This window comes from Burkholderia puraquae (assembly GCF_002099195.1).
Classification (GTDB): Bacteria; Pseudomonadota; Gammaproteobacteria; order Burkholderiales; family Burkholderiaceae; genus Burkholderia; species Burkholderia puraquae.
In genome coordinates this window covers 33,069-59,040 of sequence record NZ_NBYX01000020.1, presented here as the reverse complement: position 1 = coordinate 59,040, position 25,972 = coordinate 33,069, and the positions used below count along the sequence as shown (strand labels likewise).

Annotated in this window: 26 protein-coding genes; 18 read left to right on the top strand and 8 right to left on the bottom strand. The window is 67.8% G+C overall.

Annotated features, from left to right (window positions below; genetic code table 11):
• The first annotated feature begins 3 nt into the window (after positions 1-3).
• From B7G54_RS29550 to B7G54_RS29490, 12 genes are all read left to right on the top strand, one after another.
• Positions 4-399, top strand: coding sequence for an EF-hand domain-containing protein (locus B7G54_RS29550; protein ID WP_085042244.1), 396 nt, complete (start codon positions 4-6; stop codon positions 397-399).
• Between the two features lie 349 nt (positions 400-748).
• Positions 749-1,648 carry an IclR family transcriptional regulator gene (locus tag B7G54_RS29540; protein WP_085042243.1) on the top strand — a complete coding sequence of 300 codons (900 nt, stop codon included), beginning with the start codon at positions 749-751 and terminating at the stop codon, positions 1,646-1,648.
• Positions 1,645-2,670, top strand: a complete 1,026-nt coding sequence (locus B7G54_RS29535) for a 2-dehydro-3-deoxygalactonokinase (protein ID WP_085042242.1) — start codon at positions 1,645-1,647, stop codon at positions 2,668-2,670. Before B7G54_RS29540 ends, B7G54_RS29535 begins: the two co-directional genes overlap by 4 nt.
• 22 nt (positions 2,671-2,692) lie before the next feature.
• On the top strand, positions 2,693-3,370 hold the full coding sequence (locus B7G54_RS29530) for a 2-dehydro-3-deoxy-6-phosphogalactonate aldolase (protein ID WP_085042311.1): 678 nt from the start codon (positions 2,693-2,695) through the stop codon (positions 3,368-3,370).
• Positions 3,370-4,149 (top strand): SDR family oxidoreductase, encoded by a 780-nt coding sequence (locus B7G54_RS29525; protein ID WP_085042310.1) that lies wholly within the window; start codon positions 3,370-3,372, stop codon positions 4,147-4,149. Before B7G54_RS29530 ends, B7G54_RS29525 begins: the two co-directional genes overlap by 1 nt.
• A gap of 102 nt (positions 4,150-4,251) precedes the next feature.
• Positions 4,252-5,247 carry an arabinose ABC transporter substrate-binding protein gene (locus tag B7G54_RS29520; RefSeq protein ID WP_085042241.1) on the top strand — a complete coding sequence of 332 codons (996 nt, stop codon included), beginning with the start codon at positions 4,252-4,254 and terminating at the stop codon, positions 5,245-5,247.
• 67 nt (positions 5,248-5,314) lie between these two features.
• Positions 5,315-6,826: an L-arabinose ABC transporter ATP-binding protein AraG gene (gene araG, locus B7G54_RS29515; protein WP_085042240.1), complete on the top strand. Its 1,512-nt coding sequence runs from the start codon at positions 5,315-5,317 to the stop codon at positions 6,824-6,826.
• A 69-nt stretch (positions 6,827-6,895) separates the two neighbouring features.
• Positions 6,896-7,912, top strand: coding sequence for an L-arabinose ABC transporter permease AraH (araH, locus tag B7G54_RS29510; RefSeq protein WP_085042239.1), 1,017 nt, complete (start codon positions 6,896-6,898; stop codon positions 7,910-7,912).
• 29 nt (positions 7,913-7,941) lie between these two features.
• Positions 7,942-8,757 carry an SDR family NAD(P)-dependent oxidoreductase gene (locus tag B7G54_RS29505; RefSeq protein WP_085042238.1) on the top strand — a complete coding sequence of 272 codons (816 nt, stop codon included), beginning with the start codon at positions 7,942-7,944 and terminating at the stop codon, positions 8,755-8,757.
• Positions 8,758-8,806: 49 nt separating this feature from the next.
• Positions 8,807-9,868: an aldose 1-epimerase gene (locus B7G54_RS29500; RefSeq protein ID WP_085042237.1), complete on the top strand. Its 1,062-nt coding sequence runs from the start codon at positions 8,807-8,809 to the stop codon at positions 9,866-9,868.
• Between the two features lie 39 nt (positions 9,869-9,907).
• Positions 9,908-10,735: an orotidine-5'-phosphate decarboxylase gene (gene pyrF, locus B7G54_RS29495; protein ID WP_011350899.1), complete on the top strand. Its 828-nt coding sequence runs from the start codon at positions 9,908-9,910 to the stop codon at positions 10,733-10,735.
• Between the two features lie 221 nt (positions 10,736-10,956).
• Positions 10,957-12,015 (top strand): phosphorylcholine phosphatase, encoded by a 1,059-nt coding sequence (locus B7G54_RS29490; protein ID WP_085042236.1) that lies wholly within the window; start codon positions 10,957-10,959, stop codon positions 12,013-12,015.
• Between the two features lie 38 nt (positions 12,016-12,053).
• Here B7G54_RS29490 and B7G54_RS29485 read toward each other — a convergent pair whose 3' ends face one another.
• Genes B7G54_RS29485 through thiL form a run of 3 tightly spaced genes read right to left on the bottom strand, consistent with a single transcriptional unit; the run spans position 12,054 to position 14,161 of the window.
• Entirely contained in the window at positions 12,054-12,554 is a 501-nt protein-coding gene (locus B7G54_RS29485; RefSeq protein WP_085042235.1) for a CinA family protein, read from the bottom strand.
• 31 nt (positions 12,555-12,585) lie between these two features.
• Complete coding sequence (locus B7G54_RS29480) at positions 12,586-13,140, bottom strand: phosphatidylglycerophosphatase A family protein (protein ID WP_085042234.1); 555 nt, start codon at positions 13,138-13,140, stop codon at positions 12,586-12,588.
• Positions 13,130-14,161, bottom strand: a complete 1,032-nt coding sequence (thiL, locus tag B7G54_RS29475) for a thiamine-phosphate kinase (protein WP_106409043.1) — start codon at positions 14,159-14,161, stop codon at positions 13,130-13,132. Before thiL ends, B7G54_RS29480 begins: the two co-directional genes overlap by 11 nt.
• Positions 14,162-14,261: 100 nt before the next feature.
• Between thiL and B7G54_RS29465 the strand changes: the two genes are divergently transcribed.
• The 3 genes from B7G54_RS29465 (at position 14,262) to B7G54_RS29455 (ending at position 17,992) form a co-directional block, all read left to right on the top strand.
• Complete coding sequence (locus B7G54_RS29465) at positions 14,262-16,604, top strand: NADP-dependent malic enzyme (RefSeq protein WP_279628092.1); 2,343 nt, start codon at positions 14,262-14,264, stop codon at positions 16,602-16,604.
• A gap of 376 nt (positions 16,605-16,980) precedes the next feature.
• The gene (locus B7G54_RS29460; RefSeq protein WP_031398890.1) at positions 16,981-17,412 is read left to right on the top strand and encodes a guanyl-specific ribonuclease; all 432 of its coding nucleotides are present in this window, start codon (positions 16,981-16,983) and stop codon (positions 17,410-17,412) included.
• 16 nt (positions 17,413-17,428) lie between these two features.
• Positions 17,429-17,992: a barstar family protein gene (locus B7G54_RS29455; RefSeq protein ID WP_085042231.1), complete on the top strand. Its 564-nt coding sequence runs from the start codon at positions 17,429-17,431 to the stop codon at positions 17,990-17,992.
• Here the strand turns inward: B7G54_RS29455 and B7G54_RS38800 are convergent.
• The 4 genes from B7G54_RS38800 to speE all read right to left on the bottom strand — a co-directional run bounded on the left by B7G54_RS38800 (position 17,977) and on the right by speE (position 20,661).
• Positions 17,977-18,402 carry a hypothetical protein gene (locus tag B7G54_RS38800; protein WP_133059232.1) on the bottom strand — a complete coding sequence of 142 codons (426 nt, stop codon included), beginning with the start codon at positions 18,400-18,402 and terminating at the stop codon, positions 17,977-17,979. The two genes, B7G54_RS29455 and B7G54_RS38800, sit on opposite strands and share 16 nt — an antisense overlap.
• Positions 18,403-18,439: 37 nt before the next feature.
• Positions 18,440-19,207 (bottom strand): 16S rRNA (uracil(1498)-N(3))-methyltransferase, encoded by a 768-nt coding sequence (locus tag B7G54_RS29445; protein WP_085042229.1) that lies wholly within the window; start codon positions 19,205-19,207, stop codon positions 18,440-18,442.
• 17 nt (positions 19,208-19,224) lie between these two features.
• A complete protein-coding gene (locus B7G54_RS29440; protein ID WP_085042228.1) occupies positions 19,225-19,641 on the bottom strand; it encodes a VOC family protein in 417 nt (138 codons plus the stop codon).
• Positions 19,642-19,803: 162 nt separating this feature from the next.
• Entirely contained in the window at positions 19,804-20,661 is an 858-nt protein-coding gene (speE, locus tag B7G54_RS29435) for a polyamine aminopropyltransferase (protein WP_085042227.1), read from the bottom strand.
• Positions 20,662-20,877: 216 nt separating this feature from the next.
• Between speE and tkt the strand changes: the two genes are divergently transcribed.
• Positions 20,878-22,950, top strand: a complete 2,073-nt coding sequence (gene tkt, locus B7G54_RS29430; RefSeq protein WP_085042226.1) for a transketolase — start codon at positions 20,878-20,880, stop codon at positions 22,948-22,950.
• Between the two features lie 88 nt (positions 22,951-23,038).
• Complete coding sequence (gap, locus tag B7G54_RS29425; protein ID WP_010091320.1) at positions 23,039-24,049, top strand: type I glyceraldehyde-3-phosphate dehydrogenase; 1,011 nt, start codon at positions 23,039-23,041, stop codon at positions 24,047-24,049.
• A 90-nt stretch (positions 24,050-24,139) separates the two neighbouring features.
• On the opposite strand, the gene B7G54_RS29420 is transcribed toward gap, so the two are convergent.
• Positions 24,140-25,042, bottom strand: coding sequence for a LysR family transcriptional regulator (locus B7G54_RS29420; RefSeq protein ID WP_085042225.1), 903 nt, complete (start codon positions 25,040-25,042; stop codon positions 24,140-24,142).
• Positions 25,043-25,193: 151 nt separating this feature from the next.
• Between B7G54_RS29420 and B7G54_RS29415 the strand changes: the two genes are divergently transcribed.
• A complete protein-coding gene (locus B7G54_RS29415) occupies positions 25,194-25,967 on the top strand; it encodes an SDR family NAD(P)-dependent oxidoreductase (RefSeq protein WP_085042308.1) in 774 nt (257 codons plus the stop codon).
• Positions 25,968-25,972 lie beyond the last annotated feature (5 nt).

Sequence of the window (25,972 nt, the reverse complement as noted above, 5' to 3'; positions counted from 1 at the left end):
GATATGAAGAATCGTTTCATCGTCGTTGCCGCGGCGCTCGCCTGTGTCGGCGCCGCAGCATCCGTATCCGCGTTCGCGCAGGCGAGCGACGCCGCACCGGCGCGTGCGCGCCAGGCGCAGCTCGGCGATCCGTACGTGCCGCCGGCCGCGCGCAAGCCGACCGCCGGCACGCAGACGACGGGCGCCGCGTTGCATGCGCAGGTAGTGCGCAAGCTTGCGCGCCAGTTCAGCGCGGCCGACGCGCAGAACACGGGTTCGATTACCGAGTCGCAGGCCCGCGCGGCCGGCCTCGGCTATGTCGCGAACCACTTCCGGCAGATCGATTCGGGCGGCAACGGCCGCGTGTCGTTCGCGGACGTACAGCGCTACATGCAGGCACGCAGCACGAGCCAGCAGTAAGCGCGGCGCGCGGTGAGCAAACGGGGGCGGAACCTGCGACACGGCGGGTTCCGCCCCCGTGCACATGGCGACGTCGTTACGTCGCGCCCGCGGCGGATTCTTGCCGAATTCTCATTATCTGGACAACGCATTCAAATATTGGAGACGAGTGCGTGCGCTCCTACAATCCGAAGCACATCGACAGCTTCGGACCCACGCATCGCGCGGCGCCCGACGCACACGGAGACACCTTCCATGAAGTTCGCCGGGCGCTTTACACGGTGCATCGACCGCCGCCTCGTCGCGATGCCGGACGCAGTTCCGGCACCGCGCGAACGGCTTCACCGGTTCCGTTGAAGAAGCCCGCCCCATGACCAAGATGCCCGACTCCCTTGCCCTCGACGCCCGGCGCGCGACGCCGGTCGAAGCGTCGCTGACCGACAGCATCGGCGCGACCAGCACGCCGCTCGATCTCGCTGCGCAGCAGGCCGGTACGCAGACGCTGCTGCGCGGCCTTGCGATCCTCGAGGCGATCGCGAACGGCGCGCGCGACATGCGCGCGATCGGCGCCGCGCTCGGCACGACGCGCAGCACCACGCACCGACTCGTCAGCAGCCTCGTGCAGGCGCGCTACCTGCGCCAGGTGCAGGGCGGCTACCTGCTCGGCCCGAAGCTGATCGAGCTCGGCACGATTGCGCTCGAGCAGATGCCGCTCACCGCGGTGGCGCGCCCGCATCTCGAGGCGCTCGCGGAAGCGACGCTCGACACGATCCATCTCGGCGTGCGCGACGGCGACGACGTGCTGTACATCGACAAGATTCCCGGTACGCGCGGCCTCGAGATGCGCTCGCGCGTCGGCCACCGGATGCCGCTCGCGTCGACCGGCATCGGCAAGGCGATGATGCTCGACACCGATCCCGACACGTGGCGCTCGCTGTTCGAGGCCGCCCGGCGTGCGCTCGCCGGCGTCAATTTCAAGCCGGACAACCGGCCCGAGACGAGCGCGTTCCTGCAGCGCATGGCGCATTACGCGGCCGGCGGCTATACGTTCGATCTCGAGGAAAACGAGGCGTCGATCCGCTGCGTGGCCGCACCGATCCGCGACGCATCGGGCGCGATCGTCGCGGCCGTGTCGGTCGCGAGCACGATTCCGTACATGTCGCACGATCGGATGGACGAACTGATTCCGCTCGTGCAGCGCGAAGCACGAGCCATTTCCGCGGAACTGGGCTGGAGCCCGCCGCAGGGTACCCGCAGGATCAAACGATGACGACTTCGACCCGGCCCGTTCCGGATGCCAGTTCCGCTACCCCGTCGCTGATCGCGCTCGACTGGGGCACGACGTCGCTGCGCGCGTATCTGTACGACGCGCACGGCGCGCTCATCGACACGCGCAGCCGCGCGGCGGGCGTCATGCAGGTGCCCGGTGGCGGCGCGCGCGCGTTCGACGCGGTGTTCGAGGAAGCGTGCGGCGACTGGCTCGACCGCACGCCGGGCCTGCCGGTGCTCGCCGCCGGGATGGTCGGCAGCGCGCAGGGCTGGCGCGAGGCGCCGTACGTCGCGGTGCCGGCCGGCGCCGACGCGCTCGTCGCGGGCCTCATCACGGTGACGACGTCGCGCGGCACGACGATCTCGATCGTGCCTGGCGTCATCGCCACGGGCGAATTGCCCGACGTGATGCGCGGTGAAGAAACGCAGATATTCGGTGCACTCGCGAGCGATCCCATGCTTGGCGCCGATCGTTCAGGGGTACTGATCGGCCTGCCGGGCACCCATGCGAAATGGGCGTGGGTGAGGGACGGGCTGATCGAGCGCTTCCAGACCTTCATGACGGGCGAGCTGTTCGCGGTGCTGCGCGACCACACGATTCTCGGCCGAACGATGCGTGCCGGCGCGTCGCCCGATCGCGCGGCGTTCGTACGCGGCGTATCGGTCGCGCGCGGTGCGCAACACACGGGGCTGCTCGCGACGATCTTCAGCACACGCACGCTCGGCCTGACCGACCGGCTTGCGCCCGACGCGCAGGGCGACTACCTGTCCGGCCTGTTGATCGGCCATGAGCTCAACGCGCTCGACGCGATGCTCGCGGAGCGCGGCATCGCGCTCGCGGACCAGCCGCTGCTGCTGATTGGCGACGACGGCCTGTGTGCGCGCTATGCCGATGCGCTCCAGGAATTCGGCCATCCGCACGCGCGCGTCGTCGCGCATGCGACCGAGCGCGGCCTGTGGGGGATCGCGTCGCGCGCCGGGCTCGTGCGCGCGGATGGCGAGCCTGTCTGCGCCGACCAATGAACTGTTTGCAGAGGAATCTTCGATGCCGTCCGACCTGACATTGCCCGCACCGTACGCGCCCCACGCCGCGCTGATGCGCGCGTTCGACGCGTGCCCGCTGATCGCGATCATGCGCGGGATCACGCCCGACGAAGCGGCCGACCACGGCCATGCGCTTTACGAAGCCGGTTTCCGGATCGTCGAGGTGCCGCTCAACTCGCCGGATCCGTTCGACAGCATCACGGCGCTGCGGCGAGCGCTGCCCGACGACGCGGTCGTCGGTGCGGGTACCGTGCTGCGCGCCGAGTATGTCGACCGCGTGCAGGACGCGGGCGGCACGCTGATCGTGATGCCGCACAGCGACACGGCCGTGATTCGGCGCGCGCGAGAGCGCGGCCTCGCGAGCGCCCCGGGCGTCGCGACACCGACCGAAGCATTTGCAGCGCTCGCGAACGGCGCCGACGTGCTGAAGATGTTTCCGGCCGAGCAGCTCGGCGTGCCGGTCGTGAAGGCGTGGCGCGCGGTGATCGACCGTGCGGTGCCGCTGATCCCGGTCGGCGGTATCTCGCCCGACAACATGGCACCGTTCCTCAACGCCGGCGCGAACGGTTTCGGGCTTGGCTCGGCCCTGTACCGCCCCGGCCAGTCGGCCGACGCGACCGCGGCAAACGCGCGCGCGTTCCTGGCCGGCTTGCGCGTCGCGCGCGGCGGAGCCGCATGATGGGCCGCCTCGCGGACAAGGTCGCGATGGTGACGGGCGCGGGCCGAGGCATCGGCGCCGCGATCGCCCGCGCGTTCGTTCGCGAGGGCGCGGCCGTCGCGCTCGTCGATCTCGACTTCCCGCAGGCGCAGCGCACGGCCGCCGAGATTGCACGTGACATCGCCGGTGCGCGCGTGTTGCCGCTGCAGGCGGACGTCGCGCGGCAGGATGCGGTGCGCGATGCACTTGCGCAGACCGAGGCGGCATTCGGCCCGCTCGACGTGCTCGTGAACAACGCGGGCATCAACGTGTTCGCCGATCCGCTGACGATGACCGACGACGACTGGCGCCGTTGCTTCGCGGTCGACCTCGACGGCGTATGGCACGGCTGCCGCGCGGCGCTGGAGGGGATGGTCGAACGCGGCCGCGGCAGCATCGTGAACATCGCGTCGACGCACGCGTTCAGGATCATCCCGGGCTGCTTTCCGTACCCGGTCGCGAAGCATGGTGTGCTGGGTCTCACGCGCGCGCTCGGCATCGAATACGCAGCGCGCAACGTGCGCGTGAACGCGATCGCGCCGGGCTACATCGAGACGCAGCTCACGCGCGACTGGTGGGACGCGCAGCCTGACCCGGCCGCCGCGCGCGCCGAGACGCTCGCGCTGCAGCCGATGAAGCGCATCGGCCGGCCGGAGGAGGTCGCGATGACGGCCGTGTTCCTCGCGTCCGACGAGGCGCCGTTCATCAATGCCGCGTGCATCACCGTCGATGGCGGGCGCGCGGCGCTGTATCACGACTGACGCAACGATTCGAAAGACCGCACGTGCGACGGCCGCGCGCACGCTGCGTCGAAACCAACAAGCGGCTGCATCCTGTTCGATGAAAACAAGGAGACACTGGAGATGAAACGCAGAACGTTCGTAACGCTGGCCGCCGCGGCCGCAGTGGTGATCGGGAGCCCGGTCGTGCACGCGGCCGATCCGGTCAAGATCGGCTTCCTCGTGAAGCAGCCGGAAGAGCCGTGGTTCCAGGACGAGTGGAAGTTCGCCGAGATGGCGGCGAAGAGCAAGGGCTTCACGCTCGTGAAGATCGGTGCGCCGTCCGGTGAAAAGGTGATGAGCGCGATCGACAACCTGTCTGCGCAAAAGGCGCAGGGCTTCATCATCTGCACGCCGGACGTGAAGCTCGGGCCGGGCATCGTCGCGAAGGCGAAGTCGCACAACCTGAAGATGATGACGGTCGACGACCGCCTCGTCGACGGCGCGGGCAAGCCGATCGAGTCGGTCCCGCACATGGGGATCTCCGCGTACAACATCGGCAAGCAGGTCGGCGACGGCATCGCGGCCGAGATCAAGAAGCGCGGCTGGGACATGAAGGACGTCGGCGCGATCGACATCACCTACGAGCAGTTGCCGACCGCGCACGACCGCACGAGCGGCGCGACCGACGCGCTGGTGGCCGCCGGCTTCCCGAAGGCGAACGTGATCGCGGCGCCGCAGGCGAAGACCGACACGGAAAACGCGTTCAACGCGGCGAACATCGCGCTCACGAAGAACCCGCAGTTCAAGCACTGGGTTGCGTACGGCCTGAACGACGAGGCCGTGCTCGGCGCGGTGCGCGCGGCCGAAGGGCGCGGCTTCAAGGCGGACAACATGATCGGCATCGGCATCGGCGGTTCCGACTCGGCGCTGAACGAGTTCAAGAAGCCGCAGCCGACGGGCTTCTACGGCACCGTGATCATCAGCCCGAAGCGCCATGGCGAGGAAACCTCGGACCTGATGTACACGTGGATCACGCAGGGCAAGGCCCCGCCGGCGCTGACGCTGACGACGGGCATGCTCGCGACGCGCGACAACGTGTCGAAGGTGCGCGACGAGATGGGGCTCGCGTCGAAGTAAGCGGCCCGCCGGCTGCTGCGGCGATGCGGCGGCCGGCGGTCGATCGATTTGGAAGTGGGGAGACGACGTGTCAGCGGCACTGCGTTTTGACAATATCGGCAAGGTCTTTCCCGGCGTGCGCGCACTCGACGGCATCTCGTTCGACGTGCATGCGGGCGAGGTGCATGGCCTGATGGGCGAGAACGGCGCGGGCAAGTCGACGCTGCTGAAGATTCTCGGCGGCGAATACCAGCCCGATGCGGGCAGCGTGCTGGTCGACGGCCAGTCCGTGCAGTTCGCGAGTGCGGCCGCGTCGATCGCGGCCGGCATCGCGGTGATTCACCAGGAGCTGCAGTACGTGCCCGACCTGACGGTCGCGGAAAACCTGCTGCTCGGCCGCTTGCCGAATGCGTTCGGCTGGGTGAGAAAGCGCGAGGCGAAGCGTTACGTGCGCGAGCGCCTCGCTGCGATGGGCGTCGATCTCGATCCGGACGCGAAGCTCGGGCGGCTGTCGATCGCGCAGCGGCAGATGGTCGAGATCTGCAAGGCGCTGATGCGCAATGCGCGCGTGATCGCGCTCGACGAACCGACCAGCTCGCTGTCGCATCGCGAGACCGAAGTGCTGTTCAAGCTCGTCGACGACCTGCGTGCGCAGGGCCGTGCGCTGATCTATATCTCGCACCGGATGGACGAGATCTATCGGCTGTGCAATGCCTGCACGATTTTCCGCGACGGGCGCAAGATCGCATCGCACGAATCGTTGGCCGACGTGCCGCGCGAGCGGCTCGTCGCCGAGATGGTCGGGCGCGAGATTTCGGATATCTACCATTACGCGCCGCGCGCGCTCGGCAACGTGCGGTTCACCGCCGAAGGCATCGATGGCCCGGCATTGCGCGAACCCGCGAGCTTCTCGGTGCGCGCGGGCGAGATCGTCGGTTTCTTCGGGCTCGTCGGCGCGGGTCGCAGCGAGCTGATGCGGCTCGTGTACGGCGCGGATCACCGGCGCGCGGGCGTGTTGACGCTCGACGGCGCGCGCATCGACGTGAAGCGCACCGGCGACGCGATCCGCCACGGCATCGTGCTGTGTCCGGAGGACCGCAAGGAAGAAGGGATCATCGCGATCGCGTCGGTCGCGGAGAACATCAACATCAGCTGCCGCCGCCATTCGCTGCGCGCGGGGCTGTTCATCAACCGCAAGGCCGAAAGCGAAACGGCCGACCGCTTCATCCAGCGGCTGAAGATCAAGACGCCGAACCGGCGCCAGAAGATCCGCTTCCTGTCGGGCGGCAACCAGCAGAAGGCGATCCTGTCGCGCTGGCTCGCCGAGCCCGACCTGAAGGTCGTGATCCTCGACGAGCCGACGCGCGGGATCGACGTCGGCGCGAAGCACGAGATCTACGACGTGATCTACCGGCTCGCGGAGCGCGGCTGCGCGATCGTGATGGTGTCGTCGGAACTGCCGGAAGTGCTCGGCGTATCCGACCGCATCGTCGTGATGCGCGAAGGCCGGATCGCCGGCGAGCTGCCGCGCGAACAGGCGAACGAACACGCGGTGCTGAACCTCGCGCTGCCGCAGACGAGCGCGGTCGAGGCGGCCTGACGCGAGACACGACATTCGAATCGAACACGCGCGGCGCGGGCCGCGCGATGCAGGAGCAGGAGAACCATCATGCAAGCCAACGAAAACCTGGCCAGCGCCGCCGTGAAGCCCACGGCCGACGCGCTGGTTCCGCAGCAGAGCGACCGCCAGAAGTGGTGGCAGCACCTGACCGAATACAGCCTGATCGCGATCTTCGCGGTGATGTTCATCACGATGTCGCTGACGGTCGATCACTTCTTCTCGATCGACAACATGCTCGGCCTCGCGCTGTCGATCTCGCAGATCGGCATGGTCGCGTGCACGATGATGTTCTGTCTCGCGTCGCGCGATTTCGACCTGTCGATCGGCTCGACCGTCGCGTTCTCCGGCGTGCTGTGCGCGATGGTGCTGAACGCGACCGACAACACGTTCGTCGCGATCGTCGCGGCGGTTGCGGCCGGTGCGGCGATCGGCTTCGTGAACGGTGCGGTGATCGCGTACCTGCGCATCAATGCGCTGATCACGACGCTCGCGACGATGGAGATCGTGCGCGGGCTCGGCTTCATCGTGTCGAAGGGGCAGGCGGTCGGCGTGTCGTCGGATACCTTCATCGCGCTCGGCGGGCTGTCGCTGTTCGGCGTGTCGCTGCCGATCTGGGTCACGTTGCTGTGCTTCATCGCGTTCGGCGTGCTGCTGAACCAGACGGTATACGGCCGCAACACGCTCGCGATCGGCGGCAACCCCGAGGCATCGCGGCTCGCGGGGATCAACGTCGAACGCACGCGCGTGTACATCTTCCTGATCCAGGGCGCGGTGACGGCACTCGCAGGCGTGATCCTCGCGTCGCGCATCACGTCGGGCCAGCCGAACGCCGCGCAGGGCTTCGAGCTGAACGTGATCTCCGCGTGCGTGCTCGGCGGCGTGTCGCTGATGGGCGGCCGCGCGACGATCTCGGGCGTCGTGATCGGCGTGCTGATCATGGGCACCGTCGAGAACGTGATGAACCTGCTGAACATCGATGCGTTCTATCAGTACCTCGTGCGCGGCGCGATCCTGCTCGCGGCCGTGCTGCTCGACCAGCTGAAGAACCGCGGCGTCCGCGACTGACCCGATCCGCACTCACGGAGACGAACCGCATGACCATCGACACTTCCGCACACGACCCGCGCACCGCGAGCCACGCGCGCTACGCACGCTACCCGAGCCTCGAGGATCGCGCGGTGCTGATCACGGGCGGCGCGACCGGCATCGGCGCAGCGTTCGTCGAACACTTCGCCGAACAGGGCGCGCGCGTCGCGTTCGTCGACCTCGACGCGGCCGCCGGCGCCGCGCTGGCAGAAAGCCTCGCGCGCGCGCCGAACGTGCGTCACGCGCCGCTGTTCCTCTCGTGCGACCTGACCGACATCGGTGCGCTGCGGCATGCGATCGATGCGATCCGCGCGCGCATCGGCGCGATCGCGGTGCTCGTGAACAACGCGGCGAACGACGCGCGCCACGCGATCGGCGACGTGACGCCCGAATCGTTCGATGCAGGCATCGCGGTGAACCTGCGTCACCAGTTCTTCGCCGCGCAGGCGGTGATCGACGACATGAAGCAGCAGGGCGGCGGCGCGATCATCAACCTCGGCTCGATCAGCTGGATGCTGAAGAACGGCGGCTATCCCGTCTACGTGATGGCGAAGGCGGCCGTGCAGGGGCTCACGCGCGGTCTCGCGCGCGACCTCGGCCCGTTCGGTATCCGCGTGAATTCGCTGGTGCCAGGCTGGGTGATGACCGACAAGCAGCGCCGGCTGTGGCTCGACGACGCGGGCCGCGCGTCGATCAAGGCCGGCCAGTGCCTCGATGCCGAACTGCTGCCCGCCGATCTCGCACGGATGGCGCTGTTCCTCGCGGCCGACGACAGCCGGATGATCACTGCGCAGGACGTGATCGTCGACGGCGGCTGGGCCTGACCGTTCGCACGACCCGCATCGTTTCTTCGACGAAGGAAAGGAGTTCACCATGACCGCCACGTCCTCGCGCGCATCGTCGTCCACCAGCCAGTCGCGCCGCGCGCGCCTGGCCGCCGCCGCGCAGCCGGTCAGCCCCGGCCCGCAGACGGCCGCGTTCGCGCAGGGCGTCGGCGCCGCGCATGGGGCGGCCGTCACGCTGTCGAACGCATCGCTGCGGCTCGACGTGCTGCCGCATCTTGGCGGCGGCATCGCACGCTTCGACTGGCGCGGCGACAACGGCGCGCTGATGCCGGTATTCCGCCGCTGCGAGCAGCCGGAGACGGCAACGGACCCGAACGAGCTCGCATGCTATCCGTTGCTGCCTTACTCGAACCGGATCGGCGACGGTCGTTTCGAATGCGACGGGCGCCGCGTCGCGGTGCCGCGCAATCGCCGCGACGAGCCGCTGCCGATCCACGGCGACGGCTGGCTCGCGCCGTGGCAGGTGGACGAGGCGACCGGCACGTCGCTGCAACTGTCGCTCGATCGCACCGCCGGCGCGCCGTATGCATTCCGCGCGATCCAGTCGTTCGAACTCGACGACACGACGCTGTCGATCGCGCTGACGATCGAGAACGCGGGGCGCGCGCGGCTGCCGTTCGGGCTCGGCGTGCATCCGTTCCTCGTGCGCGATGCCGCAACCGAACTGGCCGCGGCCGCCGGCGGGCTGTGGCTGTCGGGCGCCGATTTCCTGCCGGTGCGGCACGTGAGCGTACCGCCGGCCTGGCAGTTCGGCGTCGCGTATCCGCTGCCGGCCGCGCTCGTCAATCATGCGTTCACCGGCTGGGGCGGCCACGCGACGGTGAGCTGGCCGCGCCGCGGGCTGTCGCTGACGGTGGCGGCCGACGCCGACGCGTACGTGCTCTATACGCCGCCCGGCGAGGATTTCTTCTGCTTCGAGCCGGTCGATCATCCGATCAATGCGGTGAACCTGCCGGGCGGCGCGGCCGCGCACGGGATGACGCTGCTCGCGCCCGGCGAGCGGCTCACGCGGCGTTTCGCGTTCACCGTCGAGCGCGCCGATGCGCGCGGCAATGCCGCTTCGCGCGAGGAGCGCCGGCGACGCGGGTAAAATACGCGGTCTACCAACGGTTTGCCGCGAGTACCCGCCATGTCTTCCCCGCTTACTTTCATCGAATCGCTGCGCGCCGCGTGGCAGCGCACCAACTCGCTGCTGTGCGTCGGCCTCGATCCCGAGCCGTCGCGCTTTCCCGTGCAGTTCGACGGCCAGCCCGACGCGATCTTCGAATTCTGCCGGCAGATCGTCGACGCGACTGCGCAATACGCGAGCGCGTTCAAGCCGCAGATCGCCTACTTCGCCGCGCATCGCGCGGAAGACCAGCTCGAGCGCCTGATCGCGCACATCCACCTCCAGCATCCGGGCCTGCCCGTGATCCTCGACGCGAAGCGCGGCGACATCGGCAGCACGGCCGAGCAATACGCGCGCGAAGCGTTCGAGCGTTATCGCGCGGACGCGGTCACCGTGAACCCGTACATGGGCTACGACTCGGTCGAGCCGTACTTCGAGCACGAAGGCAAGGGCGTGATCGTGCTGTGCCGCACGTCGAACCCGGGCGGTTCCGACCTGCAGTTCCTCGACACGAACGGCCGGCCGCTGTACCAGGTCGTCGCCGACCTCGCGGCGAACAAGTGGAATGCGAAGAACGGTCAGCTCGGCCTCGTGGTGGGCGCGACGTTCCCGAAGGAAATCGAGATCGTGCGCGGGATCGTCGGCGACATGCCGCTGCTGATTCCCGGCATCGGTGCGCAGGGCGGCGACGTGCAGGCGACCGTCAACGCGGGCCGCACGGCCGACGGCACCGGCATGATGATCAACTCGTCGCGCGCGATCCTGTACGCGAGCAAGGGCGAGGATTTCGCCGAAGCCGCGGCGCTCGCCGCGCAGAAGACCCGCGACACGATCAACGCGCATCGCTGATCGGTTGCAATGGCGGTCCGGGCAGGCGCCCGTTGGGGCGGCCGGCTCCGGCGGGCCCCCATGCGCGGGCCCGGCCGCTTCCCTTCGTTATTTCCGCTCCCCCGCACTGGCGCTCGCGGACAACTTCCGGTCGCTTCCGCACCGCATCCCCGCGTGCCAATCGCGCGATGCTGCCGCTTGTCATCGATCCGTAACGAAAATGTCAAGAAAGGAGCGACGCCATGCCCAAGCTGTCCCGACGTCTTCTGAGCGCGCTTGCCGCATCGCTGTGCATGAGCTTCGCCCATGCGGCGGACCTCTCGCACTGGCCAGCCGACAGCGCGAAGGCGCTGAACGCGATGATCGCCGCGCACGCGCACCGCGGCGACTACGCGGTGTTCGACGCCGACAACACGACCTACCGCTACGACCTCGAGGAGTCGCTGCTGCCGTACCTCGAGAACCGCGGCGTGCTGACGCGCGACACGCTCGATCCGTCGCTGAAGCTGATCCCGTTCAAGGATTCAGCCGACTACAAGGAATCGCTGACCAGCTATTACTACCGGCTGTGCGAGATCGACGACCTGGTCTGCTACCCGTGGATCGCGCAGGCGTTTGCCGGGCAGTCGCTCGCCGACCTGAAGCGCCACGTCGACGCGATGCTCGCCGACGGCAAGCCGATCCCGATCCGCTACTGGCAGGGTGACAAGGTGGTCGACGGCACGGTGAACCCCCCGCGCTTCTTCCGCGGGATGCAGGAGCTGTACAACGCGCTGCGCGAGAACGGGATCGACGTCTACGTGATGACGGCCGCGCACGAGGAGCTCGCGCGGCTCGTGCTGTCCGACCCGAAGTACGGCTACAACGTGAAGCCGCAAAACGTGATCGGCGTGACGACGCTGCTGCGCAACCCGGCGACCGGCGCGCTGACGACGTCCCGGCTGCAGATCAAGGCCGGCAAGTACGACGAGGCTGCGAACCGCAGCCTGGTGATCACGCCGTTCCTGATGAACCCGATGACGTGGTACGAAGGCAAGCTCGGCTCGATCGTCGGCTGGATCGACCAGTGGAAGAAGCCGGTGCTCGTCGCGGGCGACACGCCGACGTCCGACGGCTACATGCTGCTGAACGCGACCGACGTCGCGCGCGGCGGCGTGCGCGTGTGGGTGAACAAGAAGGACAAGCAGATGGCGCAGATCCGCGCGTGGTCGGATGAATCGGCCGCGCAGCAGAAGGCGCTCGGCCTGCCGGTGACGGCGGACAAGAACTGGATCGTCGTGAAGCCCGACGCGATCCAGTAAGCGGGCAAGCGGGGGCGCGGCGCGCGCCCCCGGCTCGCTCAGCCCTCGCGCTCGTCGAGCAGCTTCAGCAGCCCGCGCAGCGCATGCGCGGCCGCCTGCGTGCGGATCTGTTCGCGGTCGCCCTTGAACACGAGCGTCTCGACGTCGGTATGGAGCCGGTTGCTCCAGCCGAACGACACGGTGCCGACCGGCTTCTTCTCGCTGCCGCCGGCGGGGCCTGCGATGCCGGTGACGGACAGCGCGACCTGCGCACGGCTGTTGCGCAGTGCGCCTTCGGCCATCGCACGCGCAACGGGCTCGCTGACGGCGCCGTGCTTGTCGATCAGGTCGGACGGCACGCCGATCATCTCGATCTTGGCCTGGTTCGAGTACGTGACGAAGCCGCGCTCGAACCACTGGCTGCTGCCGGAGATGTCGGTGATCGCCGCGGCGATCATGCCGCCGGTGCAGGATTCGGCGGTGGCGAGCGTCAGGTGCTCGTCACGCAGCTTGTTGCCTGCGCGGATCGCAAGCTGGTGGACGACGGAATCGGTTGGCATGCGCGTCGGGAAACGGGAGTCGGGAAATCGGTCAGCCGACGACGGAGCGCCACAGGGCGATCACGAGCAGCGTCATGAACGCGGCGACCAGGTCGTCGACCATGATGCCGAGCCCGCCTTTCAGGCGGCGGTCGAAATAGCGGATCGGCGGCGGCTTGAGCATGTCGAAGCAGCGGAACGCGACGAACGCCCACAGCTGGCCGACGAAGGTCGCGGGCGTGACGAACAGCATCACGAGCCAGATCGCGACGATCTCGTCCCAGACGACGGCGCCCGGATCGGCCGTGCCCATCTTCCTCGCGGTGAAGCCGGTGAGCCACGTGCCCGCCACGAAGCCGGCCGCGATCAGCGCCCACCATTCGGGCACCGTCAGGTAGCGGCTGAACACGACGAACGTGAGCCAGCCGAACAGCGAACCGAACGTGCCGGGCATGATCGGCGCGAGCCCGCTGCCGAAGCCGAGCGACACGACGTGCGCCGGGTGCGACAGCATGAAGCGCGCGGTCGCGCGCTGCGGTGGTGTGTTGCCGCCAGGTGTGGCGCCGGGCTCGGCCGCGGCGTGCGCGGGCGTCGGGTCAGTCTGCATGGAAGTGGTCGAAGCCGTGCAACGTGAGAGCGAGGGGCGCGCCGGCGGCGTCGCGCCACGCGATCGCGGGCTGCTCCGACGGGGCGGACAACGCGCGTATTGTACCGATTCGCGTGAGCGCCACGCCGGCCTTCACACCGGCCGCTTCGACCGTCGCGCGGGCCGCCGCCGGCGCGGTGAAGCACAGTTCGTAGTCGTCGCCGCCGGCCAGCGTGCAGCGGCGCTGCACGTCGGGCGGCAGTGTCGCGAGCGCGGCCGAGCGCGGCACTGCGTCGGCATCGATTTCGGCGCGCACGTTCGAGCGCGCGAGGATGTGCTGCAGGTCGCCGGCGAGGCCGTCCGAGATGTCGAGCGCCGCGTGCGCGACGCCCGCGAGCGCCAGGCCGAGCGCGATGCGCGGCTCGGGGTACTCGAGCGCGTGCCGGAACGCGGCCGCTTCGTTTGCGCCGGCCGTCCATTCGCCGCGCGCGACGCCGAGGCCGGCGCGCGCGTCGCCGAGCGTGCCGGATACCCAGACGTCGTCGCCGTCGCGCGCGGCATCGCGCCGCAGCGCCGCGTCGGGCGCGACTTCGCCGAATACGGTCACGCACAGGTTCAGCGGGCCGCTCGTCGTGTCGCCGCCGATCAGCTCGCAGCCGTAGCGCTCGGCGAGCGCGAACAGCCCGTTGCTGAACGCTTCCAGCCACGCCGCGTCGGCACGCGGCAGCGCGCACGCGAGCGTGAACGCGCGCGGCTCGGCGCCCATCGCCGCGAGGTCGGACAGGTTGACCGCGAGCGTCTTGTGGCCGAGCGCGCCGGGCGCGACGTCGGGGAAGAAGTGGCGGCCTTCCACCAGCATGTCGGTCGAAATGGCCAGCAATTTCCCGGATCGCGGCGCGATCAACGCGCAATCGTCGCCGATGCCGAGCGTCGACGCACGTGCGCCCTGCGCGGCGCGGCGCGTGAAGAAGCGTTCGATCAGCGAAAACTCGGAGAGGGCGGCTGGCACGGCGGGTATCCGAAACGGTTGAAGGAACGGCATTGTACGAGGCGAACGGCGGCGTTCCTGCACCATCCAGTACATTTTTGTCGCGGCTGTTGCACCCGAATCGCCGGTCTGGCGGCCGATGATTGGCGCTACAATGCCGTCGAAGAGTTATTCTAATCCGCCCGTCAAGAGACACATGTCCACCCAAGCCTCCTCCAAAGCCAAGCTCCGCGAAGCCGCGCTCGACTATCACGAATTCCCGACCCCCGGGAAAATCGCGATCGCCCCGACCAAGCAGATGATCAACCAGCGCGACCTCGCGCTCGCGTACTCGCCGGGTGTGGCGTATGCGTGCGAGGAGATCGTCGAGAATCCGCTCAACGCGGCGCGCTTCACCGCGCGCAGCAACCTGGTCGGCGTCGTCACGAACGGCACGGCGGTGCTCGGTCTCGGCAACATCGGCCCGCTCGCGTCGAAGCCGGTGATGGAAGGCAAGGCGGTACTGTTCAAGAAGTTCGCAGGCATCGACGTGTTCGACATCGAGCTGAACGAGTCGGACCCGCACAAGCTCGTCGACGTGATCGCCGCGCTGGAGCCGACCTTCGGCGGGATCAACCTGGAAGACATCAAGGCGCCGGACTGCTTCATCGTCGAGCGCGAAGCGCGCAAGCGGATGAAGATTCCGGTGTTCCACGACGACCAGCACGGCACCGCGATCGTCGTGGCCGCTGCCGTCACGAACGGGCTGAAGGTCGTCGGCAAGGACATCAAGAAGGTGAAGCTCGTCGCGTCCGGTGCGGGTGCCGCCGCGCTCGCGTGCCTCGACCTGCTGGTCGACATCGGCCTGCCGATCGAGAACATCCTGGTGACCGACCTGGCCGGCGTGGTCTACAAGGGCCGTACCGAACTGATGGATCCGGACAAGGAGCGTTTCGCCCGCGAAACGGAAGCGCGGACGCTGGCCGAAGTGATCGACGGCGCGGACATCTTCCTCGGCCTGTCGGCCGCCGGCGTGCTGAAGCAGGAGATGGTGAAGGGCATGGCCGAGCGCCCGCTGATCCTCGCGCTCGCGAACCCGACGCCGGAAATCCTGCCGGAACTCGCGCTCGAAGTGCGGCCGGACGCCGTGCTGGCCACGGGCCGCACCGATTACCCGAACCAGGTCAACAACGTCCTGTGTTTCCCGTTCATCTTCCGCGGCGCGCTCGACGTCGGCGCGACGACGATCACGCGTGAAATGGAAATCGCGGCCGTCAACGCGATCGCCGAGCTCGCGCAGCACGAGCAGAGCGACATCGTCGCGACCGCGTACGGCATCCAGGATCTGTCGTTCGGGCCCGAATACCTGATTCCGAAGCCGTTCGATCCGCGCCTGATCGTGAAGATCGCACCGGCCGTCGCGCAGGCCGCGATGGACGGCGGCGTCGCGACGCGTCCGATCGAGGACATGGAAGCGTACCGCGTCCACCTGCAGCAGTTCGTGTACCACAGCGGCACGACGATGAAGCCGATCTTCCAGATCGCGCGCGCCGCGCCGGAAGAGAAGAAGCGTGTTGTCTTCGCGGAAGGCGAAGAAGAGCGCGTGTTGCGCGCCGTTCAGATCATCGTCGACGAAAAACTCGCGAAGCCGATCCTGATCGGCCGCCCGTCGGTGATCGAGCACCGTATCCAGCGCTACGGCCTGCGCCTCACGCCGGGTACCGATTTCACCGTCGTCAACACCGAGCACGACGAGCGCTACCGCGACTTCTGGCAGACGTACCACAAGATGATGGCGCGCAAGGGCATCAGCGAGCAGCTCGCGCGCGTCGAGATGCGCCGCCGCACGACGCTGATCGGCTCGATGCTGGTGAAGAAAGGCGAAGCGGACGGGATGATCTGCGGCACGATCAGCACCACGCACCGCCACCTGCACTTCATCGACCAGGTGATCGGCAAGCGCCCGGGCTGCAGCGTGTACGCGGCGATGAACGGCCTCGTGCTGCCAGGCCGCCAGATTTTCCTTGTCGACACGCACGTGAACGTCGATCCGACCCCGGAAGAGTTGGCCGAGATCACGATCATGGCCGCGGAAGAAGTGCGCCGTTTCGGCATCGAGCCGAAGGTCGCGCTGCTGTCGCATTCGAATTTCGGCACGAGCAATGCGCCTTCGGCGAAGAAGATGCGCGATACGCTCGCGATCCTGCAGGAAACCGCGCCGGAACTGAAGGTCGACGGCGAAATGCACGGCGACGTCGCGCTCGACGCGGCGCTGCGCAAGGAAATCCTGCCGGAATCGACGCTGGAAGGCGACGCGAACCTGCTGATCCTGCCGAACATCGACGCCGCGAACATCGCGTACAACCTGCTGAAGACGGCCGCCGGCAACAACATCGCGATCGGGCCGATCCTGCTGGGCGCCGCGGAGCCGGTGCACGTGCTGACCGAATCGGCGACCGTTCGTCGCATCGTCAACATGGCGGCGCTGCTGGTCGCCGACGTGAACGCCGCGCGCTGAGCGAAAACGAACGCGCCAGGCCGGTCGAACCGGCGTGGCGCGTCGGGAAAATTGTAAACAAAAGCAAAAAGAGGCGTGCCCGCAATGGGCACGCCGCGGGCAGGGCGCAAACGCGCTTCCCTCAAGGAACATCAGCATCTCTCTCCACTCAGCGTAGCAGCGTGGCAAGGAGGCAGAGTCTTGCCATGGCAGAGATGCCGCTCGTATTTTATCCCATGTAAGATAAATGTAGTGTGATTTCGGTAAAAAATACGCAATTCCGAGTATCGGGAGACTTTCGATTCCCAAACGGACATTGATTCGCGCGGCCAATAACGCTACGCTAACGCCTTTGTTGGTCGTCAACTACTTGATTTAACAGCGGGAACCCTGGTTCATGGCACGCAAGTGGCTCCGCAACGGCGCGCTCGCGTCCGTCTTCGCGATGTTCGCGATGGGTATCGTCGGCACGCCGACGGGCAGTCTGGTTTCCGCCGCTTACGCACGGGAGGCCGTTCCGGCCGACGTGGCGGCGAGCGGGCTCGATACGATTCCGACCGCCCGTCTTCCGCGCGAGGCCGTGACCACGCTGGGCCTGATCGGCGCCGGCGGCCCCTATCCGTACGAGAAAGACGGCGTCGTGTTTGGCAACCGCGAGCGGATCCTGCCAAAAGCGAAGCGCGGCTACTACCATGAGTACACGGTCCCGACGCCGCGTGCCCGCAATCGCGGCGCGCGCCGGATCGTCTGTGGCGGGCCATTGCGCCGGATCGACAACTGTTATTACACGGGCGACCACTACAACAGTTTTAAACGTATTGTTGAATGACTTCGGGACGAATGGCATGAGCGACTCCATCTACGCGCACGAAACGGCGGCGGCGGAACTGTTCGCGGCCGGCGACGGCAATCTGTTTCAGCGCGTGATCCAACTGCACGCGGCGGCACAGGCTGGCGGTACGCCGGAGCAACAGGAAGCCGAGCCCGGGCTTTCATCGAACGAGGAGCCTATGAGCCTTTTCACGACCGTGCGACCCAATCTCGTGCAGTCGATCCGCGCGTTCCGCGTGCAGGATCTCGCCGACGAAGCCAGCCGGCTCGGCCAGCATTTCCTGTATGCGTATTGCGGCGCCGCGCAGTCGAAGCAGGAAGTGATGGAAACGATCGCGACGTCGTTCCTGTTCCCGAAGCATTTCGGGAAGAACTACGACGCGCTATACGACTCGCTGACCGACCTCGTCGCGAAGGCCGGCGCGCAGCCCGGTTTCGTGATCGTCCTCGAAGGGCTGCCGATCGCGCAGAAGTTCGACAAGGAAGGCCGCGAGACCCTGCTCGACGTGTTCCGCGAGGCAGCCGAATTCTGGGCCGAGCGCAAGGTCGCGTTCCGCGTGTTCTACTCGTTCGCGTAAGCGCGCGTCGGCCAGCGGCCGATTCGGCGAACACCCGTCAAAAGCCCGCCTCGAGCGGGCTTTTTTGCGTCTGCGCATGGCACACGCAGCACGATGTCGAAGTGAACCGCGCGGCCGACGCGATGCAGGCGTCGGCCGACGGCGTCGACGCGAAGAAGCGGCGATGGATCGACCTGAACACGCGGATCGATGCCGGCGGCTTCATCCAGGGCTGGAACGACACGGTGGATGCCGCGACGTTCCGGAACGACGGTCGGCCGATCAGCATCGTGCAGGCCGTCCAGATGATGATGAACCTGCGCTACCGCGGGCCGCTGATCAAGGCGATTGCGGGTTACCGCGACGACATTCGAACCCGATGCGGCCAGCATCGACGCGCTGGCGTCGGCGCTCAAGGGTTCCAGCGTCATCGACATCGAGCCGTTGAACGCGGCCCGCTGACGCGCGTCACCACCCGCCCCAGCGCGCTGCCAACGCCGCGAGCACGGCCGCGCCGGCTGTTTCGGTGCGCAGCACGCGAGGCCCGAGCGACAGCGCGGTGAACCCGCGTGCGCGTGCCGCATTTTCCTCGTCGGGCGACAGCCCGCCTTCCGGCCCGATCAGCAGCGTCACGGTCGCAGCCGGCGGCGCGTCGGGCAGCGACGCGAACGGGATGCTCGCGCGCGGCGACAGCAGCAGCCGCAGCTCTCCGTCGGCCGGCGCGGCCGGCAGCGTATCGAGCCATGCGTTGAAGCCGGCGACTTGCGCGACGTCGGGCACGCGGTTGCGCCCGCATTGCTCGCACGACGCGCGCACGACGCCGCGCCAGTGCGCGACGCGCTTGTCCGCGCGTTCGCCGGCGAGCTTCACGACGCCGCGCGCGGTCGACAGCGGCACGACCGCCGCCACGCCGAGCTCGACGGCCTTCTCGATCACCCAGTCCATCTTGTCGCCGCCGGCGATGCCTTGTGCGAGCGTCACGCGGTAGGGCGGCTCGGCTTCGGCCGGGTCGAACGCGTCGATCTGCGCGAGCGCGCTGCGCTTGTCGATCTCGACGAGGCGCGCGCGGTACTGGCCGCCGGTGCCGTCGAACAGCGCGAGCACGTCGCCGGGCTGCAGGCGCAGCACCTGCGCGTGGCGCGCGACATCGGCCGGCAACGCGAGGGTGGCGTCGGCGCGCAGTGCCGCGTCGACGAAAAAGCGCGGCACGGCCGCAGTGGTGGTGGCTTCGTTCATGCGTGTAGCGGTTTGGGTCATGCGTCGAGACGGTGTCCGAGTGCCCATCGGTAGCCGTCGAGATCCTCGATCTGCGCGAACCGGTCGCCCCAGAACTGATCCTGCGGCGGGCTCAGCGATTTCGCGCCCGCGTCGAGCGCGCGCTGCCAGGTGGCGTCGACGTCGTCGACATACAGGTAGAACGATTGCGGCGCGGTAGCGTTCGCGCTCTTCGGCGTGAGCGCGGTCGAGCCGAACGCACCCTCGGGCGCGAACATCACGATCAGTTGGCCGCGGTAGGCCATCTCGACGTGCATGATCGCGCCGTCCTCGTCGTGCATGTCGCGCAGCTCGAAGCCGAATGCGGCCTTGAAGAAATCGATGGCCGCGCGCGCGTTGCGTACGGCCAGGTAGGGCGTCAACCAAGGCACGTTGGCCGGACGTGGATCGGTCATGAAAATCTCCTGTGTGGGCGCTTCGGCACGTGCTCTGATTCCATGCTTCGGCGTTCGTTCAGGGGGCGGCGCGGCGTCCGGGGCGTTCCGCGCCGGCGCCGTGCATCACGAATCCAGCGAAGACGCGATGAAACGACGGAAGCGGGGCGGCCGCGCGGACGCTCAGCGGCGGACGCCCAGTGTATCGCGCAGCGCGCGCGGCAGGGCAAAGAGGGACGCATGCAGCCGCGCGTCGTAGTAGCGCAAGCCCTGGACGCGGCGGGCGGCGAGCCGCTCGTCGATGTCGTGCGCGAACAGCGCGGCCGCGTCGAGCGTGTCGCTCGCGATCGCCATCAGCCATTGCGAGCCGTACAGCGGCACGTGTGCGGACAACGGATCGACGACCGCGAAGCTCGCGCGCAGGTCGTCGAGCAGCGCGGCGATGCGCGCCGCGTGGAACACCGGCGAGCCGAGGTGCATCGAGATCGCGCCGCACGGCGTCAGGATCCGCTTGAGCCGCGCGTAGAACGCGCGCGTATAGAGGCCGGCCGCCGGCGAATCGGGCGGCGTGAGGTCGAACACGACGAGATCGAAATGCTCGACGGTCGACTCGACGAAATGCGCGGCGTCGCCGATCACGACCTCGACGCGCGGGTTGTCGAGCGCGCCCTGGTGCACGTCGTCGAGATAACGCCGCGCCATCCCGACCACCTCGTCGTCGAGTTCCGCGATCACGATCCGCTCGATGCACGCATGCTTGAGCAACTGGCGCGCCGCGCCGCCGTCGCCGCCGCCGAGCACGAGCGCCCGGCGCGGCGACGGATGCGCGAGCGCGGCCGGGTGCGTCATGCACTCGTGATAGACGTACTCGTCGCCGACCGACGTCATCGGCCGGCCGTCCAGCGTAAACAGGCGGCCGAGCTGCGGGGTTTCCCAGACTTCGATCTGCTGGTGCGGGGATGCGACGCGCGCGAGCCGTCGGGCGTTCGGGAAGCCGTACGTGGAGTCGGGCGTAGGGTGAAAGAGAAGGGTCGTGCTCACGGGCGGGCCGCTCAGGGCTGGCAGTTCCGACGTCTGAATTATAGGAGGCGGGCGGTTTCACGGAAAACCGTGCCGGAACACTACGCGCCGACAAGGGAAATGTCAGCCCATCTGTTAAAATGACGAGCTTTGCAGCCCCGTCCGTAGGCTCCGTCCGCTTCGCGTCCGTCAGGCGCCGCACCGCGCGCCGGGAACGATTGACGCTCGAGCTTCCGGATGCCGCCGTGCCCCCGTTTCCTCGACTCGTTCTCCGGACTCGACATGACGACTTCGTCTCCCGCCTCCACCACTCTGATGGCCAACGCGATCCGTGCGCTCGCGATGGACGCCGTCCAGCAAGCGAACTCCGGCCACCCCGGCATGCCGATGGGCATGGCCGAAATCGGCGTCGCGCTCTGGTCGCGCCACCTGAAGCACAACCCGACGAACCCGCACTGGGCAGACCGCGACCGCTTCGTGCTGTCGAACGGCCATGGCTCGATGCTGCTGTACTCGCTGCTGCACCTGACCGGCTACGATCTGCCGATCGAAGAGCTGAAGAACTTCCGCCAGTTGCACTCGAAGACGCCGGGCCACCCGGAATACGGCATCACGCCGGGCGTCGAGACGACCACCGGCCCGCTCGGCCAGGGCCTCGCGAACGCGGTCGGCATGGCGCTCGGCGAAGCGCTGATGGCCGACGAGTTCAACCGTGACGGCGCGAAGATCGTCGATCACCACACGTACGTGTTCCTCGGCGACGGCTGCCTGATGGAAGGCATCTCGCACGAAGCCTGCTCGCTCGCAGGCACGCTGAAGCTGAACAAGCTGATCGCGCTGTACGACGACAACGGCATCTCGATCGACGGCGACGTCGTGAACTGGTTCCACGACGACACGCCGAAGCGTTTCGAAGCCTACGGCTGGAACGTGATCCCGAACGTGAACGGCCACGACGTCGACGCGGTCGACGCGGCCATCGCGAAGGCGAAGCTGTCGGACAAGCCGACGCTGATCTGCTGCAAGACGGTGATCGGCAAGGGCGCGGCGACCAAGGCCGGCGGCCACGACGTGCACGGCGCGGCGCTCGGCGCGGAAGAAATCGCAAAGACGCGCGAAGCGCTTGGCTGGACCTGGGCGCCGTTCGTGATTCCGCAGGAAGTCTACGCGGCATGGGATGCGAAGGAAGCCGGCAAGCGCGCTGAAACCGAATGGGACGCGACGTTCGCGGCATATCGCGCCAAGTTCCCGGCAGAAGCTGCCGAATTCGAGCGCCGGATGGCCAACCAGCTGCCGGCCGACTGGGCCGAGAAGGCTGCTGCGATCGTTGCCGGCGCGAACGAGCGCGGCGAAACGGTGGCGACCCGCAAGGCGTCGCAACAGGCGATCGAAGGGCTGGCTGCCGTGCTGCCCGAGCTGCTCGGCGGCTCGGCCGACCTGACCGGCTCGAACCTCACCAACTGGAAGGCATCGAAGGCCGTCCGTGCGAATCCGGAAGGCCCGGGCGTCCAGCTGGGCAACCACATCAACTACGGCGTGCGCGAATTCGGCATGAGCGCCGCGATCAACGGCCTCGCGCTGCACGGCGGCCACAAGCCGTTCGGCGGCACGTTCCTGACGTTCTCCGACTACAGCCGCAACGCGCTGCGCGTGGCCGCGCTGATGAAGGTGCCGTCGATCTTCGTGTTCACGCACGATTCGATCGGCCTCGGCGAAGACGGCCCGACGCACCAGTCGATCGAGCACGTGTCGAGCCTGCGCCTGATCCCGAACCACGACGTGTGGCGTCCGGCCGACACGGTCGAGACGGCCGTCGCATGGACCCACGCGGTTGCCGCAGACCGTCCGTCGAGCCTGATCTTCAGCCGCCAGAACCTGGCATTCAACCCGCGTACCGATGCGCAGATCGCGAACATCGACAAGGGTGGCTACGTGCTGAAGGACTGGGACGAAGAGATCGTCGCGCGCAAGATCATCCTGATCGCGACGGGCTCGGAAGTCGAACTCGCGATGAAGGCCGTCGAGCCGCTCGCGCAGCAAGGCATCGCGGCACGCGTCGTGTCGATGCCGTCGACCAACGTGTTCGACCGCCAGGACGCCGAATACCGTGAACGCGTGCTGCCGCACGGCGTGCGCCGCGTCGCGATCGAAGCGGGCGTGACCGCCTTCTGGCACAAGTACGTCGGCCTCGAAGGCGGCGTCGTCGGGATCGACACGTTCGGTGAATCGGCGCCGGCCGGCGTGCTGTTCAAGCACTTCGGCTTCACCGTCGAGCACGTCGTCGAGACCGCCAAGGCCGTGCTGGCCTAAAGACATACGCGACGCGCGCTGCCCCTCGCGCGCGTCGCACCGTGAAGCTGCACGTAACTAATTTTTTTCAGCCATCAGGAGATAGACCATGACGATTCGCGTCGCAATCAACGGCTACGGCCGCATCGGCCGCAACACGCTGCGTGCGTTCTATGAAAACGGCAAGAAGCACGATCTCGAGATCGTCGCGATCAACGACCTGGGCGATGCGAAGACCAACGCGCACCTGACCCAGTACGACACCGCGCACGGCAAGTTCCCGGGCGAAGTGTCGGTCGACGGCGACTACCTCGTCGTGAACGGCGACAAGATTCGCGTGCTGGCGAACCGCAACCCGGCCGAACTGCCGTGGGGCGAGCTGGGCGTCGACGTCGTGATGGAATGCACGGGCTTCTTCACGACGAAGGAAAAGGCGAGCGCGCACCTGAAGGGCGGCGCGAAGAAGGTGATCATCTCGGCACCGGGCGGCAAGGACGTCGACGCAACGATCGTCTACGGCGTGAACCACAACGTGCTGAAGGCCGAGCACACCGTCATCTCGAACGCATCGTGCACGACGAACTGCCTCGCGCCGCTCGTCAAGCCGCTGAACGACAAGATCGGCCTCGAAACCGGCCTGATGACGACGATCCACGCGTACACGAACGACCAGGTGCTGACGGACGTCTATCACGAAGACCTGCGCCGTGCGCGTTCGGCCACGCACAGCCAGATCCCGACGAAGACGGGCGCTGCTTCGGCCGTCGGCCTCGTGCTGCCGGAACTGAACGGCAAGCTCGACGGTTACGCGATCCGCGTCCCGACGATCAACGTGTCGATCGTCGACCTTTCGTTCATCGCGAAGCGCGACACGACGGTCGAGGAAGTCAACGCGATCATGAAGGAAGCATCGGAAGGCGCGCTGAAGGGCATCCTCGGCTACAACGACGCGCCGCTCGTGTCGATCGACTTCAACCACAACCCGGCTTCGTCGACGTTCGACGCCACGCTGACCAAGGTGTCGGGCCGCCTGGTGAAGGTGTCGAGCTGGTACGACAACGAGTGGGGTTTCTCGAACCGCATGCTGGATACGGCTGTCGCATTCGCGAACGCAAAGTAATCCCGCACGTTGCGCGGCCGCCGCAAGGCGGCCTGCGTAGCGAACGAGCCCGGCCCGGGTTTTCCGGCCGGGCTTTTTTATTGCCTGCCGTTATTGCCCGCGGTTGTTGCTTGACGCTGCCGTCACCTGCTCGAGCGCGGCGGCGAACGCGCGTTTCAGCGCACTGTCGAGATCGGTCCATGCGAGGCCGATGCCGGTGCGGTGCTCGGCCAGGTCGAGCGGCCGCGCGAGCACGTTCGGCGGCAGCGCGCTGGCGGCTTCCGCCGGAATCAGCCCGATTCCCATCCCCGCCGCGACGAGCGCAAGCATCGTCGTAAATTCCCCGAACTCCTGCGCGATCTCGAGCGTCGTGCCCGCGCGGCTCAGTGCGAGCAGCATGTCGTCGTGAAAGCCGGGCGCGTAGCGGCGCGCGAGCACGAACGCGGGCTGGCCGCGCAGCGGGGCCGGCGAAATCGCATCGTGGGCGGCAAGCGGATGGTCGAGCGGTAGCGCGACGACGAACCCTTCCTCGAGCACCACGCGCGTGTCGATGCCCGCATACGCGGCCGGCAGCCGGATCATCCCGAAATCGATCCGCCGGTCGCGCAGCGCGGCGATCTGGTCGGGCGTCGGCATGTCCTTCAGTTCGAGCGTGATCAGCGGATAGCGCTCGCGCATCGTGCGCAGCACGGCCGGCAGCAGCGTGGGCAGCACCGACGACACGAACGCGATCCGCAGCGTGCCGATCTCGCCGCGGCTCGACAGCCGCGCCATCTGTTCCGCGCGCGCGGCCTGCTGCAGCGTGGCACGTGCCTCGGGCAGGAACACGCGGCCCGTATCGCTCAATTCGACCTTGTGCCGGTCGCGCTCGAACAGGCGCGCGCCGAGCTCCTCCTCGAGCGCCTTGATCTGCATGCTCAGCGCGGGCTGTACGATGAACAGGCGCTGCGCGGCGCGCCCGAAATGCAGCTCTTCCGCGAGCGTGACGAAGGCGCGCAATTGCTTGAGTTCCATGGGCGGCGGGCAGGCGAGGGCGGTAATCAGATTTCATGATAACCGGATCAAAAAAGACCATTGGCGCGGCGCCCGGCCGGCAGCCGAAGATACCGTCGACGCGAGACCGGCCGCGATGGGCCGCCGGCTCGACTGGCACGAGGAGACACACATGACCAACGCGCTTGACCGGTTCCGCCTCGACGGCCGCCGCGCACTGATTACCGGTTCCGGACGCGGGATCGGGCTGACGCTCGCCCGCGGGCTGGCCGAAGCAGGAGCGGCGATCGTCATCAACGATCGCAATGAGGAGAAGGCCGCGACGCTCGTGCGCCGTTTCCGCGACGAAGGTTTTGCTGCCGACCATGCGGTGTTCGACGTCGCCGAGCACGCGCAGGTGCGCGCGGCGATCGATGATTTCGAGGCGCGCGTCGGCGCGATCGACATCCTCGTGAACAACGCGGGCATCCAGCGCCGCGCGCCGCTCGACACATTCGAACCGGACGACTGGCATGCGCTGATGCGCGTGAACCTCGACGGCGTGTTCAACGTCGCGCAGGCCGTCGCGCGGCACATGATCGCGCGCGGCCACGGGAAGATCATCAACATCTGTTCGGTGCAGAGCGAACTCGCGCGGCCGACGATCGCGCCGTATGCGGCGACCAAGGGCGCGGTGCGGATGCTGACGAAAGGGATGTGCGCCGACTGGGCGCGCCACGGCATCCAGGCGAACGGCCTCGCGCCCGGCTACTTCGAAACCGAACTGAATCGCGCGCTGGTCGACGACGCGGCGTTCTCGGACTGGCTGTGCAAGCGCACGCCGGCCGGCCGCTGGGGGCGCGTCGATGAGCTGTGCGGTGCGGCGATCTTCCTCGCGTCGGCCGCGTCCGATTTCGTGAACGGCCAGACGCTGTTCGTGGACGGCGGGCTGACCAGTGCCGTCTGACAAGG

What these genes read in the sequence shown, in the direction of transcription:
- B7G54_RS29550 (WP_085042244.1), top strand. Translation starts at nt 4, where the DNA reads ATGAAGAATCGTTTCATCGTCGTTGCCGCGGCGCTCGCCTGTGTCGGC.
- B7G54_RS29540 (WP_085042243.1), top strand. Translation starts at nt 749, where the DNA reads ATGACCAAGATGCCCGACTCCCTTGCCCTCGACGCCCGGCGCGCGACG.
- B7G54_RS29535 (WP_085042242.1), top strand. Translation starts at nt 1,645, where the DNA reads ATGACGACTTCGACCCGGCCCGTTCCGGATGCCAGTTCCGCTACCCCG.
- B7G54_RS29530 (WP_085042311.1), top strand. Translation starts at nt 2,693, where the DNA reads ATGCCGTCCGACCTGACATTGCCCGCACCGTACGCGCCCCACGCCGCG.
- B7G54_RS29525 (WP_085042310.1), top strand. Translation starts at nt 3,370, where the DNA reads ATGGGCCGCCTCGCGGACAAGGTCGCGATGGTGACGGGCGCGGGCCGA.
- B7G54_RS29520 (WP_085042241.1), top strand. Translation starts at nt 4,252, where the DNA reads ATGAAACGCAGAACGTTCGTAACGCTGGCCGCCGCGGCCGCAGTGGTG.
- araH (WP_085042239.1), top strand. Translation starts at nt 6,896, where the DNA reads ATGCAAGCCAACGAAAACCTGGCCAGCGCCGCCGTGAAGCCCACGGCC.
- B7G54_RS29505 (WP_085042238.1), top strand. Translation starts at nt 7,942, where the DNA reads ATGACCATCGACACTTCCGCACACGACCCGCGCACCGCGAGCCACGCG.
- B7G54_RS29500 (WP_085042237.1), top strand. Translation starts at nt 8,807, where the DNA reads ATGACCGCCACGTCCTCGCGCGCATCGTCGTCCACCAGCCAGTCGCGC.
- pyrF (WP_011350899.1), top strand. Translation starts at nt 9,908, where the DNA reads ATGTCTTCCCCGCTTACTTTCATCGAATCGCTGCGCGCCGCGTGGCAG.
- B7G54_RS29490 (WP_085042236.1), top strand. Translation starts at nt 10,957, where the DNA reads ATGCCCAAGCTGTCCCGACGTCTTCTGAGCGCGCTTGCCGCATCGCTG.
- B7G54_RS29485 (WP_085042235.1), bottom strand. Translation starts at nt 12,554, where the DNA reads ATGCCAACCGATTCCGTCGTCCACCAGCTTGCGATCCGCGCAGGCAAC.
- B7G54_RS29480 (WP_085042234.1), bottom strand. Translation starts at nt 13,140, where the DNA reads ATGCAGACTGACCCGACGCCCGCGCACGCCGCGGCCGAGCCCGGCGCC.
- thiL (WP_106409043.1), bottom strand. Translation starts at nt 14,161, where the DNA reads ATGCCGTTCCTTCAACCGTTTCGGATACCCGCCGTGCCAGCCGCCCTC.
- B7G54_RS29465 (WP_279628092.1), top strand. Translation starts at nt 14,262, where the DNA reads ATGCCGTCGAAGAGTTATTCTAATCCGCCCGTCAAGAGACACATGTCC.
- B7G54_RS29460 (WP_031398890.1), top strand. Translation starts at nt 16,981, where the DNA reads ATGGCACGCAAGTGGCTCCGCAACGGCGCGCTCGCGTCCGTCTTCGCG.
- B7G54_RS29455 (WP_085042231.1), top strand. Translation starts at nt 17,429, where the DNA reads ATGAGCGACTCCATCTACGCGCACGAAACGGCGGCGGCGGAACTGTTC.
- B7G54_RS38800 (WP_133059232.1), bottom strand. Translation starts at nt 18,402, where the DNA reads ATGACGCTGGAACCCTTGAGCGCCGACGCCAGCGCGTCGATGCTGGCC.
- B7G54_RS29445 (WP_085042229.1), bottom strand. Translation starts at nt 19,207, where the DNA reads ATGAACGAAGCCACCACCACTGCGGCCGTGCCGCGCTTTTTCGTCGAC.
- B7G54_RS29440 (WP_085042228.1), bottom strand. Translation starts at nt 19,641, where the DNA reads ATGACCGATCCACGTCCGGCCAACGTGCCTTGGTTGACGCCCTACCTG.
- tkt (WP_085042226.1), top strand. Translation starts at nt 20,878, where the DNA reads ATGCCGCCGTGCCCCCGTTTCCTCGACTCGTTCTCCGGACTCGACATG.
- gap (WP_010091320.1), top strand. Translation starts at nt 23,039, where the DNA reads ATGACGATTCGCGTCGCAATCAACGGCTACGGCCGCATCGGCCGCAAC.
- B7G54_RS29420 (WP_085042225.1), bottom strand. Translation starts at nt 25,042, where the DNA reads ATGGAACTCAAGCAATTGCGCGCCTTCGTCACGCTCGCGGAAGAGCTG.
- B7G54_RS29415 (WP_085042308.1), top strand. Translation starts at nt 25,194, where the DNA reads ATGACCAACGCGCTTGACCGGTTCCGCCTCGACGGCCGCCGCGCACTG.